The sequence below is a fragment of the Duganella sp. GW822-FHT06D06 genome (assembly GCF_058799615.1).
Genome location: NZ_JBXALQ010000004.1, coordinates 306,517 through 323,160, shown reverse-complemented (window position 1 = coordinate 323,160; position 16,644 = coordinate 306,517). Strand labels below are relative to the sequence as shown.

Below are 16,644 nucleotides of genomic sequence, written 5' to 3'. Positions count from 1 at the left end.
TTTGCAAAGTTATGAAACCAGAAGACTTCGTCAAGTTCTACAGCCGACTATCCTTCAAGGAACAGGAGCTTGCCAGGCAGCTTTTGCTCAAGAAAGGGGTCGATTTTTCCGCCTTGCCCATCACCAGCAGGCCGCACGACCTGCCACGGCTGGCGCTGTCCTTCGCACAGCAGCGCTTGTGGGTGCTGGACCAACTGGCGCCCGGGACGGCGGTCTACAACATCGCCCTGGCGATGAAACTGACGGGGCAGCTCGACGCCGCCGCGCTCGGACGCGCGCTCAACGACGTGATCGCGCGCCACGAAGTGCTGCGCGCCACCTTCCACCTGAGCGACGACGGTCCGCTGCAAACCATCGCCGCCACGCTCGCGCTGGACTTGCCGTTGACCGACCTGAGCACGCTGGAGCCGGACGCGCGCGCGGCGCAGGCCGCGCAGCTGGCGCAGCGCGAGGCGGCGACGCCGTTCGATCTGGCGGCCGGCCCGCTGGTACGCGCGAACCTAGTGCGCATGACGCCGAGCGAACACATCGTCGTGTTCACCTTGCACCATGTGGTCACCGACGGCTGGTCGGCGGGCGTGCTGTTCAACGAACTGGCCGCGCTGTACACGGCCCACGTGCGGGGCGAACCGTCGCCGTTGCCGCCGTTGACTATCCAGTACGCCGACTTCGCGCACTGGCAGCGGCAATGGTTGGAGGGCGAGGTGCTGGAACGGCAGCTGGCCTACTGGAGCGGGCAACTGGCCGATGCCCCCGCCGTGCTGGCGTTGCCGACCGACCGTCCGCGCGCCAAGTTGCAGAGCTATCGCGGCGCCACGTTGCGCTGCGACGTGCCGGCCGCCACCCTGGCCGGCTTGAACGCGCTCGGCCGGCAAGGCGCGGCCACGCTGTTCATGACCCTGACGGCAGCCTTGTACGTGCTGCTGACACGCTACAGCGGCCAGCGCGACATCTGCATCGGCACCCCGGTGGCCAACCGCAACCGTCCGGAAGTCGCGCCGCTGATCGGCTGCTTCGTCAATACGCTGGTGTTGCGCAACGAGATCGACCTCGACGCCTCGTTCCGGGATTTGCTGCAACAGGTGCGCGCCACGGCGCTGCAAGCCTATGCGCACCAGGACGTGCCGTTCGAACAGCTGGTCGAGCAATTGAAGGTGGCGCGTCACGCCAGCCATGCGCCGCTGTTCCAGGTCATGCTGGTGCTGCAGACCGCGACTATGGGCGCGCTGCGCCTGCCGGGCTTGAGCATGCAGCCGATGGCCACCGACAACGCCACCGCCAAGTTCGACCTGATGCTGACGCTCATCGAGGAAAGGGAGATGCTGCAAGCGGCCTTCGAATACAACACCGACCTGTTCGACGCCGAGACGGTCGAAGCCATGGCGCGCTGCTTCACGCGCCTGCTGGCCGAGATCGTGGCCGACCCCGAACGTCCTGTTGGCGAGTTGCCGATGCTGGACGACGGCGAGCGCCGGCGTTTGCTGGTCGAATGGAACGCCACTGCCACGCGCTACGACGGCCCGCACACGCTGGCGGCCCTGTTCGAGGCGCAGGCGGCGCGCTCGGCCAACGAGCTGGCGCTGGTCTACGAGGGCAGCGAGCTGACCTATGCGGAACTCAATGCGCGCGCCAACCGGCTGGCGCACCGGCTGCGCGAGCTGGGGGTAGGGCCCGATGTGCTGGTCGGCATCTGCGCCGAGCGCTCGGTCGAGATGGTGGTCGGCTTGCTGGCGGTGCTCAAGGCCGGCGGCGCCTATCTGCCGCTGGACCCGGCCTACCCGGCGCAGCGCCTGGCCTACATGCTGGACGACGCCGCACCGGCGGTGCTGTTGACGCAAACCCCGCTGCTGGCGCAATTGCCGCCGCACGGCGGCGTGACGCTGTGCCTGGACGCCGGGCAGACATGGGAGAACCACGGCGCGCACAATCCGCCGTCGATCACGCAGCCGGCGCACCTGGCCTACGTGATCTACACGTCCGGTTCGACTGGCCGGCCCAAGGGCGTGGCGGTGGACCAGGCGGGCATCGTCAACCGCTTGCGCTGGATGCAGGAGCAGTACGGCCTGGTGGCGGGCGAACGGGTGCTGCAGAAGACGCCGTTCAGCTTCGACGTCTCGGTGTGGGAGTTCTTCTGGCCGCTGATCACCGGCGCGACGCTGGTGGTGGCCAAGCCCGGCGGGCATCAGGACGCGGCCTACCTGGCCGCGCTGATCGCGGCGCAAAACGTCAGCACGCTGCACTTCGTGCCGCCGATGCTGGACGTGTTCCTGGCCACGGCCGACACGCGCCTGTGCGCGCCGCTGCGGCGCGTGATCTGCAGCGGGCAAGCGCTGCCGCTGGAGCTGCAGCAGCGCTTCTTCGAGCAACTGCCTGGCGTGGAGCTGCACAATCTGTACGGGCCGACGGAGGCGTCGGTCGACGTCAGCTACTGGCAGTGCCAGCCCGGCTCGCAGCGCGCCAGCGTGCCGATCGGCCGGCCGATCGCCAACCTCGCGCTGCACGTGCTCGACGCGCAGCTGCAGCCGGTGCCGGTGGGCGTGGCGGGCCAGTTGCATATCGCCGGGATCGGCCTGGCGCGCGGCTACCTGGGGCGCGGCGCGCTGACGGCGGAGAAATTCATCCCCAACCCGTTCGGGCCGGCGGGCAGCCGCCTGTACCAGACCGGCGACCTGGCGCGCCATGCGCGCGACGGCGCCATCGAATACCTGGGGCGCATCGACGACCAGGTGAAGATCCGTGGCTTCCGTATCGAGCTGGGCGAAATCGAGGCGCAGCTGGTCAAGCTGGTCGACGAGGTGGTGGTGATCGCGCGCGAGGACACGCCGGGCGACCAGCGCCTGGTGGCCTACTACACCGGGGAGGCGGAGGGCCAGCGCCTGCGCGAACAGGCGGCGCAGGCGCTGCCCGCGTACATGGTGCCATCGGCCTACGTGAGGCTGGAGCGTTTGCCGCTGAGCCCGAACGGCAAGCTCGATCGCAAGGCGCTGCCGGCACCCGAGGGCGCAGCGTATGCGCAGCGCAGCTATGAGGCGCCACAAGGCGCGCTGGAGACCACGCTGGCGGCGCTGTGGTCGGAGCTGCTGGGGGGCGGCCCGATTGGCCGCGACGATAACTTCTTTGAACTGGGCGGGCATTCGCTACTGGCCCTGAGGCTGATCGCACGCATGCGGCGCGAGGCGCTGCATGTCGATGTGCGGGCATTGTTTACCGCGCCCACGCTGCGCGAGCTGGCGCTGGAAGTGGGCGCGGCCAAGCTGGAGGTGGCGGTGCCGCCGAACCTGATTCCGACCGACGCCGAACGGATCACGCCGCCTATGCTGACGCTATTGGCGCTGGAGCAGGACGAGATCGACCGGGTGGTGGCGCAGGTCGAAGGCGGCGCCGGCAATGTGCAGGACATCTATCCGCTGGCGCCGGCCCAGGAGGGCATACTGTTCCACCACATGATGGAGGGCGAGGGCGATCCCTACCTGGAGCCCACCGTGCTCAGCTTTGGCAGCCAGGCGCGGCTGGCGCGCTTCCTGGCGGCGGTGCAGGCGGTGGTCGACCGCCACGACATCCTGCGCACCGGCGTGCACTGGGAGGGGCTGGAGCAGGCGCTGCAGGTGGTGCGCAAGCAGGTGACGCTGCCGGTCGAGACGGTGCGCTTCGAGCCGGCGCGCGGGCCGGTGCTGGCCCAGCTCCAGGCCAGGCTGGACCCCGGCTGCAACCGGCTGGACGTGAGCCGGGCGCCGCTGATGCGTTGCGTGGCGGCCGAGGACGCCGGCAATGGGCGCTGGCTGCTGGGCGTGCTGGTGCATCACCTGGCGATCGACCACACCACGCTGGAGTTGCTGGTGGAGGAGGCCGAGGCGATCGAGCGCGGCCACGGCGAGCGCTTGCCGCCGCCGGTGCCGTTCCGTAACTTCGTGGCGCAGGCGCGGCTGGGCGTGAGCCAGGCCGAGCACGAGGCCTTCTTCAGCGAGCTGTTACAGGATGTGGACGAGCCTACCGCGCCCTATGGGGTGCTCGACGCGCGCGGCGACGGGCGCGGCATCGTCGAGGTGCAACAGACCCTGGCGGCGCCGTTGTCGGCGGCGATCCGGCGCGAGGCGCGGCGGCTGGGCGTGAGCGCGGCCAGCGTGATGCACCTGGCCTGGAGCGTGGTGCTGGGCCGGTTGACGGGACGCGACGACGTGGTGTTCGGCACGGTGCTGTTTGGCCGCATGCAGGGCGGCGAGCAGGCCGAGCGCGGCATCGGCATGTTCGTCAACACGCTGCCGGTGCGGGTGTCGATGGCGGACACCGGGGTGGCCGACGGGCTCAGGAGCACGCATGCGCTGCTGGCCAGGCTGCTGCGGCACGAGCACGCGCCGCTGGCGCTGGCGCAGCGCTGCAGCGGGGTCGATCCCCAGGCGCCGCTGTTCACCACGCTGCTGAACTACCGCCACATGCGTGGCGTCGCCGAAGCCGCGCCGGACGCGGAGCAGGGCGACCAGATCGAAGTACTCAGCGCGCAGGAACGCACCAACTATCCGTTGACCTTGTCGGTGGACGATAGCGGGACCGACTTCATGCTGGTGCTGCAGGCGCGCGAACCAATCGATGCGCAGCGCGTGTGCGGGTATATGGAGACGGCGCTGGACGCGCTGCTGACGGCCGTGAGCGGGAAGACCGCCGTGGCGTTGAGCGAGCTGGAGATTTTGCCTGCGGCCGAACGGCAGCAGGTGCTGCACGCGTGGAACGCCACGGCCAGGCCCTACCCGCAGGGCGACTGCCTGCACCAGCTGATCGAAGCGCAGGTGGCGCGCCGGCCGCACGGCGTGGCGCTGCGGTTCGGCGAGCAAGAGCTCAGCTATCTGGAACTCAACGGGCGCGCCAACCAGCTGGCGCGGCACCTGGTCGCGCTGGGCGTGGGACCGGACTGCCGGGTCGCCATTTGCGCCGACCGCGGCTTCGAGCTGGTGACGGCGCTGCTGGCGGTGCTCAAGGCGGGCGGCGCCTACGTGCCGCTGGACCCGGCCTATCCGGCCGAGCGGCTGGCGCACATGTTGCGCGACAGCGCGCCGATGGTGGTCCTGACCGACGACACCGGCGCCCTGGCGCTGGACGGGCTGGAACCCGCCGCGCCACGGCTGCACCTGCAGCGCGAGCGCGAACGCGAACGCTGGGCCGGGCAGCCGTCCGACAACCTGGACCCGCACGCGCTGGGCCTGCGGCCGGACCACCTGGCCTATGTGATCTACACCTCGGGTTCGACCGGCTTGCCCAAGGGCGCCATGAACGAACACCGCGCCATCGTCAACCGCTTGCTGTGGATGCAGGAAACCTTTGCGCTGGACGAGGGCGACGTGGTGCTGCAAAAGACCCCGTTCAGCTTCGACGTGTCGGTGTGGGAGTTCTTCTGGCCGCTGATGTACGGCGCCCGGCTGGTGCTGGCCCGGCCGGAGGGGCACAAGGACCCGGCGTACCTGAGCGCGCTGATGGAGGCGCAGCGCGTGACGACGGTGCATTTCGTTCCATCGATGTTGCAGATGTACCTGGAGCAGCTGGGTCTGCGGTCCGCCGCGCTCAAGCGCGTGATCTGCAGCGGCGAGGCCTTGCCCGGCGCGCTGGCGCAACGCTGTCACGCCGGCTTGCCCGGGGTCGGCCTGCACAACCTGTACGGCCCGACCGAAGCGGCGGTGGATGTGATGGCCTGGCATTGCCGCAGCGACGACCGGCGCGCGTCGGTGCCGCTGGGCCGTCCGGTGGCCAACACGCAGATCTACCTGCTCGACGGCCGCCGGCGGCCGGTGCCGGTGGGCGTGGCGGGCGAGTTGTACATCGGCGGCGTGCAGGTCGGGCGCGGCTACCTGAACCGCCCGGAGCTGAGCGCGCAGCGCTTCACGGACGACCCGTTCACGGACCAACCGGGGCGGCGGCTGTACCAGACCGGCGACCTGGGCCGCTGGCTGGAGGATGGGACCGTGGAGTACCTGGGACGCAACGACTTCCAGGTCAAGATACGCGGCTTCCGCATCGAGCTGGGGGAGATCGAGGCGCAACTGGGCAAGCTGGTGGCCGAGGCGGTGGTGATCGCCAGGCAGGACGCGCACGGCGACCCACGGCTGCTGGCCTACTACACCGGGGAGGTGGCGGAGCAGCGCCTGCGCGAGCATGCGCAGCAGGCCTTGCCCGACTACATGGTGCCGGCGCGCTTCATCGCGCTGGACGCCATGCCCTTGTCGTCCAACGGCAAGGTCGACCGGCGGGCGCTGGCGTCGCTCAAGGACGACGCGCCGCTGCGGCACAGCTATGTGGCGCCGACCACCGCGACCGAAGCGGCGCTGTGCGAGATCTGGCAAGACTTGCTGGGCGCGCCGCGCGTCGGCATCACCGATAACTTTTTCCAGCTGGGCGGCCATTCCATCCTGGTGATGCGCTTGCTGGCGGTGGTCAACAAGCGCTTCGGTGTGAACCTGACGGTGACAACCGTATTCGACAAGGCAAGCTGCGCCAGCATGGGCGCTTACATCGATCTGCTCACGACACTCGGGCGCAAGCCGGTGGACGTGCCGGCGGACCAGGAACAGTATGTAGAAGGAGAACTATGAATATCGAGCAATTGCTGTCGGAACTGCCGCAGAACGGCATCCATCTGTGGCTGGAAGAGGGCAAGCTGAAGTTCCGCGCCCCCGCCGGCGGCTTGCCGGAGCATTTCCGGACCCACATCATCGCGCACCGCGACGCCATCGTCGCCCTGCTCAAACAGCAGGCCGGCGCCGGCGACGAGGACGCGCCGCGCGCGCTCGGGCGCGAGCAGCCGATGCCGCTGTCGTTCGGCCAGGAGCGCCTGTGGTTCCTGCACCAACTGTTCGACGAGGTGGCGCTGTTCAACATGGTGCATGCCTTCGAGTGGCAGGGCGATGTGGACGAGGCGGCTTTGGATTCGGCGATCGGGCAAGTGATCGAGCGTCATGAAATCCTGCGCACCCGGATCGTGATGGTCGGCGGGGTGCCGCACCAGGCGCCGCTGGCCGGGACGGGCTCGAAGCTGGTGGTGGAAGACCATCGCGGCAGCGACGCCGCCGCCTACCGGGCCGTGTGCCAGGCGGTCTACGAGCGGGAACTGACCAGCGGATTCGACGTCGCCGCCGGCGAGGTCTTGCGCACGCGCTTGTTGCGTTTCGACGGACGCGCGGTGCTGTTTTTCTCGATGGACCACATCGCCACCGACGCCTGGTCGCAGCAGATCCTGCTGGCCGAGGTGTCCGAGCTGTACCGCGCCGCCTGCGAGCGGCGCCCGAGCGCGCTGGCGCCGCTGGCGGTGCAGTACGCCGACTACGCGGCCTGGCAGCGCGAGCGCTTCGCCAGCGGCAAGCTGCAAGACTCGATCGATTTCTGGCGCGCCAACCTCAGCGAGGCGAGCTTCCAGACGCGCCTGCCCTCGGACCGTCCACGGCCGCGCCACAAGACCTTCCGTGGCCAGGCCATCGCCTACACCCCCGGGCCGGGCGTGGTGGACGGCATCCGCGCGCTGGGCGAGCAGCACGCGCTGACGCCGTCGACGGTGATGCTGGCGGCGTACGCGCTGCTGGTGGCGCGCTATACCGGGCGCGATGCGGTGAGTTTCGGCATTCCAACCGCAGGACGCGAGCAGCCCGCCGCCCAGGCGCTGATCGGCTTCTTCGTCAACGCCATCGTGTGCCGGGTCGACCTGCCCGGGTCCGGCTCGGTGCTGGACTACCTGCAATCGGTGCAGCGCGGCTTGCTCGAGGCGCTGGAGCACCAGCACGTGCCGCTCGAATGCCTGGCCGACATCATGAACCGGGGGCGTGGCGGCGCCGAGCACCTCGACATGCCGATGGCGTTCAACTTCGTCGACGAGAGCGGCGAGCAGGGGCCGGCCGACGGCATGTTGCCGCTGGCGCCGCTGTCGCTGGGATCGTTCCACAGCGCCGCCCGCCACGAAGTGACGCTCTACCTGACGGCGTCGGCCACCGGCATATCCGGCTGGGTCGAATACAACGCCGATTTGTTCTCGGCCGACGCGATGGCGCGTTTCGTCGAGCACTACGACCGGCTGCTGTCGCGCCTGGTCCAGGGCGGTGAACCCGCCTTGCGCAGCATCTCGTGGTACGACCAGGCCGACATCCTGCGCTGGCTGCAGGCCGAGCACCCGCAAGCGACACAAGCGTTTCCACTGTCGCCGGTGCAGCGCGATATCTACTTCAGTGCGCTGCTCGATCCCGCCACCAAGCGCAACAACCTCGGTTGCAGCGCCCATATGCACCAGCCTATCGACGCCGCGCGCTGGCAGGCCGCGCTGACGGATATGATGGCCAGCAACGACATGCTGCGGCTGCGGCTGCACCGCTTCAAGGACAGCAAGATCCATGACGTCTACCAGTGGGTCACGTCGGACACCGCGTGCGAATACGAGTTCCACGACTGGAGCGCCGGGCCGCAACGGGGACCGGACGCGCTCGACACGTTCGCCGCCAGCTTCACCCATCGTCCCTTCACGCTCGAAGGCGCTGCGCTGCACCGGGTGGCGCTGATCCGTCTCGCCAGCGACCACCATGTGTTCGTGCTGGCGGCCCATCACGCGGTGTACGATGGCGGCGCCGTCGTGCTGTTCGCCCAGCGTATCGCGGAAGCCTACCTGGCCCAGGGCGGCGGCGCGCTGCCACTGCGCGGCACGGAGCAGTTCCAGGCGTACGCGGCGGAGATGGCGGCCGGCATGGACGCACCCGGCACCATCGATTTCTGGCGCGGCAAGCTGGCCGGTGTCGAGGCCTTGCCGGTGCCGCAGCTCGGCGCCGGGGCGGCGCTGGTGAGCGCGACGCAGAGCTTCGACCGGGAGCTGTGGGCGGGCGTCAAGCGTTATTGCCGCAGCGAGGGCATCACGCCGGCGATTTTTTGCAAGGGCGTCTATGGCCTGCTGATCGACTACTACTTCCAGGGGCAGGCCGACTTTCTCATCGCCGAGTTCAGCCTGGGGCGCAATGAAGCGCAGCTCGACGACCTCGGTTGCTACTACCGCCAGCAACCGTTCGTGTTTGCGCGCGATATGTTCGACCCGGCAGCGACGTTCGCCCAGTTCTGGACCTACCACAAGCAGTTCCAGCGCGCGTGCAAGCCCCACACCGGCCTGAGCGTGCACGCCCAGGCGCAACTGGCGCCGGCGCAAAGCATCAGCTTCATGTACAACTACAACGGCTACGTCAGGCCGATCGAGGTCCTGTACGGCAGCGGGCCGGACGATCAGAACGGCTTCATTCCGCAGATCGAGGACGCGGTGCAGTTCTACATGAAGAACGTGGGCGAGGACATGCAGGTCGACCTGGTCTATCCCGACGGCACCTTCTGCGATGACCGCCTGCTGCAGCGTTTCATCAGCGTCACGCGTCAGCTGTGCCAGGGCGAGTGCCCGTCGGTGGCCATGCTCGATTTCCTGCTGCCCGACGAAATGCGCCAGCTGGCCGCATGGGAGACGCCCGGCGCGGCACCGGCCCGCCACGCGCGCGCGCCGGACGTCCTCAGCCTGTTCGCCCAGCGCTGTGGCGAGCAGGGCGGCGCGCTGGCCCTGACCGATGCCGCCGGCGGCATGACGTATGCCGAACTCGACGCCCAGTCGAGCGCGCTGGCGTGCCGCCTGCGCGCGCGCCATTTGAAACCGGGCGACAAGGTGGCGCTGCTGCTGCCGCGCGACCGTCGCTTCGCGATCGCGATGCTGGCCGCCGCCAAGGCGTCGGCCTGCTATGTGCCGCTGGATCCCGAGCAGCCGTCGAAGCGGATCGCCTTCATCCTCGAGGATGCCGCCGCCGCGGTGCTGATCACCTGCGCGGATCTGCGCGGGCTGGTCGACGCGGCCGGTTCGCCGCTGTTGCTGTGGGAAGACCTGGCGGACGTGCTGGCCGAGGACCCGGCCGGCGCCATGACCGGCGCGATGGCGTCGCCCGATCCCGACCGGGCGCTGTACGTGATCTATACCTCGGGCACCACCGGTAATCCGAAAGGGGTGATGGTCAGCGCCGGCAACGTGGCCAGCCTGTTCGACGGCTGCGGCGCGCTGTTCGCGTTCGGCCCGGCCGACCGCTGGAGCGTGTGCCACTCGTTCGCGTTCGATTTTTCGGTGTGGGAGTTATGGGGCCCGCTGGTGAGCGGCGGCTGCGCCTGCATCGTCGATGGCGCCACCATCAAGGACTCGCCGCGCTTTCACGCGTGGCTGCAAGCGCACGCCATCTCGGTGTTGAGCCAGACGCCGTCGGCCTTCCAGGCCCTGGCCTTGTACGATGGCGAGCAGGCCGGAACCAGCCTGCAGGCGCTGCGTTATGTGGTGTTCGGCGGCGAGGCGCTGGACATCAACCACCTGCAGCGCTGGCGCGCGCGCCATCCGTTGGGCAGTCCGGCGCTGATCAACATGTACGGCATCACCGAGATTACCGTGCATGCCACCTTCCACGAAATCACCGAACAGGATTTCGCCGAAGGCCGCAACACCATCGGCAAGGCGCTGCCGCACTTGGTGGCCGTGGTGCTGGACGCCTGCCTGCGGCGCGTTCCACCCGGCTTCCCGGGCGAACTGTTCATCGCCGGCGGCGGCGTGGCGCAAGGCTACCTGGGGCGCGAGGCCTTGACGGCCGAGCGCTTCCTGGCGTTGCCGCAGCTCGGCTACGGCGCCGCCACCTTTTACCGCACCGGCGACCGCGCCCGCTATCTGGCGCAGGGCGACCTGCACTACCTGGGTCGCAACGACCGCCAGGTGAAGATCCGTGGCTACCGCATCGAGCTCGACGAGATCGAAACCGTCCTGCGCGGCTGCCAGGGCGTGGCGGCGGCGGCGGTCAAGGTGGTGGAGTTCGCCGAACCCGTCGGCAAGCGCGTGGTTGCTTATTTCTGCGCCGAGGCGACTTCGGCGAGCGAGCTGACGCTGCAGCTGCAGGCGCGGCTGCCGCAGTATATGGTGCCGTCCAATTTCGTCGCGCTGGCGCAACTGCCGCTGACGGACAACGGCAAGATCAATTACCGGGCCTTGCCGCACCCGGACTTGTCCGCGCCGCCGGATGAGGACGCGCCGCTGGCGACGCCGACCCAGGTGCGCCTGGCCGAGATCGTCGGCGAGCTGCTGCAGCGGCAGGTCGACAGCCGCACCGCGAACTTCTTCGCGCTGGGCGGGCATTCGCTGCTGGCGACCCAGCTGGTGTCGCGCATCGCGCAGCAGTTCGGCCTCGAACTGCCCTTGCGCGTGGTGTTCCAGTACGCCCGCCTGGACGAGCTGGCCGAGCAGATCGACCAGCGCCTGGGCCGCAACGCGGCGCCCGCCGATAGCCTGATCGCGCTGTGTCCGAGGGACGGCGCGCTGCCCCTGTCGTTCGCCCAGCAACGCCTGTGGTTCCTGACCCAGGTGGCGCCCGAAGATCCGTTCTACAACCTGCCGGTGGTGGTGCGGTTCGACAAGCTCAACGTCGATGCCATGGAACGCACGCTGTCGCACATCATCGCGCGGCACGAGGTGTTCCGCACCAACTTCGTGGCCGACGACATGGGCCGCCCGCAGGTGATCGTTCGCGACGTGCCTGCCGACTGGCGGCTCGACACGCTCGACCTGTCCGCGCTGCCGGCGCCACAGCGCGACGAGCGGGTGGCGGCCGCGACGCAGGCCAATGCCGGCACGCCGTTCGCGCTGGAGCGCGATCTGCTGCTGCGTTGCAAACTGCTCGACCTGGGCGAGCAGCACTTGCTGCTGCTGGCCACCCACCACATCGTGGCCGACGGCTGGTCGCTCGAGGTGCTCAAGCGCGAGATGACGGAGCTGTACCAGGCCTTCGACGCCGGCCGCGTGTCGCCGCTGCCGCCGTTGCCGATCCAGTACACCGACTTCGCCCACTGGCAGCGCCAGTGGCTCAGCGGCGAGCGCTTGCAGGCGCAGCTTGATTATTGGCGTGGGCAGTTCGACGGGGTCGAACCGTTCGACTTCCCGGTCGACCGGGTCCGACCGATGCAGGTCAGCTATCGCGGCGACTACGTGCCGTTGGCGTTGACGGCCGAGGTGTCGGCGCGGTTGCGCGCGCTGGCGCAAGATCAAGAGGCGACGCTGTTCATGGTCACGCTGGCGGCCTTGTACGTGCTGCTGGCGCGCTACACCGGACAGCGCGACCTGTGCGTGGGCACGCCGATCGCCAACCGCAACCATGCGGCCATCGAGGCGCTGGTGGGGTTCTTCGTCAACACGCTGGCGTTGCGGGTGCAACTGGACGACAGCGCCAGCTTCGCCGAGGTGCTGCAACTGGTCAAGCGCACCGCGCTGGACGCCTACGAACACCAGGACATGCCGTTCGAACTGCTGGTCGACCACCTGAACCTCGAACGTGACGCCAGTCGCAATCCCTTGTTCCAGATTATGTTCGTGCTGCAGAACGTGCCGAAGAACGTCGCGGCCAGCGCCGCCGACGGCCCCGCCGGCGAGTTGCTTGACACCGGCCGCAAGAGTTCGATCTTCGACATGCGCGTGGAGTTGTTCGACAACTCGGAGGTCTTGGCGGGCGGCATCGAATTCAATGTCGACCTGTTCGACCGCTCCACCATCGAAGCCTTCGCCGCCGCCTACCAGCATCTGTTGGGCCAGATCGTGGCGGCGCCGGCGCGCGGCGTCATGGACTACGCCTTGCTTGACGACGGCGCCGCGCGGCAACAGATCGAAGACTACAATCGCACCGCAGCGGTACTGGACGACGTGACGTGCCTGCATCACATGGTGGAGCGCCAATGCCGCGCCACGCCGGACCGGATCGCCGTGCGTTTCGACGAGCAGACGCTGACTTACCGCCAACTCGACGCCGCGGCCGACCAGGTCGCGTGCCGCCTGCAGGCGCTCGGAATCGGCGCCGGCGATCTGGTCGGGGTCGCCATGGAGCGCTCGCTGGAACTGGTGGTCGGCCTGCTGGCGGTACTCAAGGCCGGCGGCGCCTACGTGCCGATCGACCCCGAGTATCCGGACAGCCGTTGCCGCTACATGGTGGAGGATACCGCGCTCACGGTGGTGCTGGCGCAGCAGCAATACCAGCACTGGCCGGCGCTGGCCGGGATCGAGCATGTGCTGGTGATGGCGGACGGGCGGTTGCTCGAGGCCGACAACGGGCCGGCGACCGGCCGGCCGCGCGAGCTCGCCCATGCCGATTCCCGCTGCTACGTGATCTATACCTCCGGCTCCACCGGGCGGCCGAAAGGCGTGGAGAACGTGCACGGCGCGCTGGTCAACCGCATCGCCTGGATGCAGGCGCAGTACCGGTTGACGGCGGACGACGTGGTGCTGCAAAAGACGCCGTACAGCTTCGACGTGTCGGTCTGGGAGTTTTTCTGGCCGCTCGCCTGCGGTGCCACCCTGGTGGTCGCCAAGCCCGGCGGCCATCGCGATCCGGGTTACCTGGCCGCGCTGATCGCGCGCGAGGCGGTCACCACGCTGCACTTCGTGCCTTCCATGCTGCAGACCTTCCTGCGGCTGGCGGACCTGCCGTCGTGCGCCAGCCTGCGCCGCATCGTCTGCAGCGGCGAGGCGCTGGGCAAGGTGCTCGAGCAGCGCTGCAAAAACCAGTTGCCCCAGGCCGAACTGCACAATCTGTATGGCCCGACCGAGGCGGCGATCGATGTCAGCTATTGGCGCTGCGATGGCGTCGACGACCGGCGGCCTTTGCCCATCGGCCACCCGATCGCCAACACCCAGCTGTTCGTGCTCGACGCGCGCGGCCAGTTACTGCCGCGCGGTGCGGTCGGCGAACTGCACATCGGCGGCGTCGGGCTGGCCCGTGGCTACCTGAACCAGCCGGACCTGACCGGCGAGAAGTTCATCGACTCCGGCCGGCTCGGCATGCGCTTGTACAAGACCGGCGACAAGGCCAGGCATCGCTTCGACGGCGCGCTGGAGTACTACGGCCGCATCGATCACCAGGTCAAGATTCGCGGTCTGCGCATCGAGCAGGGTGAAATCGAAGCGGTGCTGATGCGCCTGGGCGGCCTGGCGGCGGCTGCGGTGACGGTCTGGGAAGACCCGGCGGCGGCGCCCGAGCTGGGCGACAACAAGCTGTTGCTGGCCTATGTGGTGCCGGCCGACGACGCGCTGGCGCCGGCGGCCCCGGCCGAGCTGGCGTCGCTGGCGGACGGCAAGGTCGACCAGTGGAGCCACGTGTTCGAGAATATCTATGCGGCGTCCGCAGCGGACACGAGCGCGCAGTTCGACATCGTCGGCTGGAACAGCAGCTATACCGGCCTGGCCATCGCCGCCGACGAAATGGCCGATTGGGTGGGCAACACCGTGGCGCGCATCAGCGCCGTGAGCGGCGCGCGGGTGCTGGAAGTGGGTTGTGGGACGGGCTTGCTGCTGTTCCGCCTGGCCAGGGACGCCAAGCGCTATGTGGCCACCGACATTGCTCCGCGCGCGCTGGCCGCCATCGACGCGCAAGTCGCGCAGCACCCCGAACTGGCGCATGTCGTGACGGTGCGGGCCGCGGCCGACGAGTGCGCGGCGCTGCTTGACGAGCCGTTCGACACCATCGTCATGAACTCGGTCATCCAGTACTTCCCCAGCGTCGACTACGCGCGGCAGGTATTGCAGGCGCTGGTGGAGAAGATTCCGCCGCAGGGCGGCTCCCTGTTCATCGGCGATGTGCGTCACTTCGGCCTGCTGCGGGCGTTCCATACCAGTGTCGCGTGCTTCTCCGCGTCGCCGCACAAGACGCTGGCCAGCCTGCGCCATCAGATCGATGAGCTGATCCACGGGGAAGCGGAACTGCTGCTGGCGCCGTCCTTCTTCCACGATTTCTGCCGTCTGCACCGGCGCCGGATCGCCTGCCGGATTCTGTTGAAACGGGAGGACCACGACAATGAAATGAGCAACTTCCGCTACGACGTGGTGCTGACCGTCGGCGCCGAGGGCGCGCCGGTGGACGCCGCCGCGCCGGCGCCGCTGCTTCAGCGCGACTGGTCCGCCGACCTGGGTGGCATCGACGATCTGCAGGAACTGGCGCTCGACCGCGCCTATGTGATTTCCGGCGTGCCCAATCCGCGCCTGCAACGGCAGCTCGAACTGACGGCAAGAATCTTCGACGCCGACGCCGACCCGCAGCAGGAGGCCGGCGATCTGCAGGCCGCCGTGGCGCCGGCCGCCGGCCTGGCCCTGGGCTTGTTCTGGCAGTGGGCCGAGCGGCACGGCTGGCGTCTGGACATGGCTTTCGATCGCAGCGACGCGCGCTACGTCGATCTGCTGCTGGTGGGGCCGGAGGTCGAGCCTGCGCAATGGCCGAGCCTGGCCGTATGGCAGGGCGCGGCCGACGCGCCAGCGGAAGGCGAGCCGGTCTACGCGAACCAGCCGATGAGGGCAAGCGTGGAGCGTTTGCTGGTCAAACGTCTGCGCGACCGTCTCGAGAGCGAGCTGCCGGCCTATATGGTGCCGCAGCAGTTCATCGTGCTGGAGCAACTGCCGCTGACCGCCAGCGGCAAGTTGGACCGCAAGGCGCTGCCGCTACCCAAGACGGCCAGCCAGCTGGCGCAGGACCAGGGGCTGTACGTCGCCCCGCGCACCGCGCTGGAACAACAGGTGGCGCAGCTGTGGTGCGAGCTGCTCAAGCTCGACAAGGTGTCGATGACGGCCGACTTCTTTGCGCTGGGCGGGCACTCGCTGCTGGGCGTGGAGCTGGTCGCCCAGGTGAAGAAACTGACCGGTCGCCATTTGTCGCTGATCAGCATCTTCACGCATCGGACGCTGGAAGCCTTCTGCCGCTGCGTGGAGGTGCAGGATGCTGCGGCGCCAGGCGTGGCGGCGCAGTTTGGCGTTGCCGTGCCGCTGACGGGCCCGCATCGGGCCGACCCGCTGTTCTGCATCCATCCCGGCACCGGCGATGCGTTCTCCTACCGGGAACTGGCGGCCCAGTTGGTGCCGCACGCCAGCGTGTGGGGGATCCAGGTTCCCGGCTTCGAGGCCGCGAGCGACGACCCGCTGCTGGTGCGGCATGCCCCGCTGGCGCTGGAAGAACACCGCTCGTTCACGCTGCTGGCGGCGCATTACTGCGACGTGATGCGGCAAGTGCAGCCTGCGGGACCGTATCGCGTCCTCGGTTGGTCGTCCGGTGGCTTGCTGGCGCTGGAGATCGCTCGCCAGCTGCAGCAACGCGGCGAGACCTTGAGCTTCATCGGCATGGTCGACAGCGAGGTGCCCGACGCCGACCGCTACGACTACCGCCTCGCCGATATCGACTACGTGGCGGATGGCAGCCCCGAGGCGCTGCGCGGGCACCCGCTGCACGCCTTGCTGGCGGCGTTCGATCCAGGCGCGCTGACTTCGGCGGCCCAGCTGAACCACATGATCCGGATCGTCAAGTACTTGCGCCAGCTGGAGGGCGCGCACTTGCCCGTCATGCCGGCCGGACCGGTGCATCTGTTCGTGGCCGAGGAGGGCCGCGCCGGGATCGACTCGGGGGACCGGCTGTCCGGAGGGTGGCAAGGCCTGGGCGCGGATGACTTGCGCGTCCACACCGTCGCCGGCAATCACTACACCGTGCTGCATCGCGACCATGCGGCCGCCTTCGCGGATTTGTTGTCTGGTCTGTTGAAGCGTGCCGGCGGGGAGGGCGCCGCCGCCACGCCGGCGTCGTTGCCGGCCAGCCTATCCTGGAGCTGACGCGATCG

Annotated in this window: 2 protein-coding genes; both read left to right on the top strand. The window is 68.9% G+C overall.

What is annotated here, in order from left to right:
• Positions 1–11: 11 nt before the first annotated feature.
• The gene (locus tag AC1RMD_RS10095; protein WP_492926180.1) at positions 12–6,575 is read left to right on the top strand and encodes an amino acid adenylation domain-containing protein; all 6,564 of its coding nucleotides are present in this window, start codon (positions 12–14) and stop codon (positions 6,573–6,575) included.
• Positions 6,572–16,636, top strand: coding sequence for an amino acid adenylation domain-containing protein (locus AC1RMD_RS10090; RefSeq protein ID WP_492926178.1), 10,065 nt, complete (start codon positions 6,572–6,574; stop codon positions 16,634–16,636). Before AC1RMD_RS10095 ends, AC1RMD_RS10090 begins: the two co-directional genes overlap by 4 nt.
• The last annotated feature ends 8 nt before the right edge of the window (positions 16,637–16,644 follow it).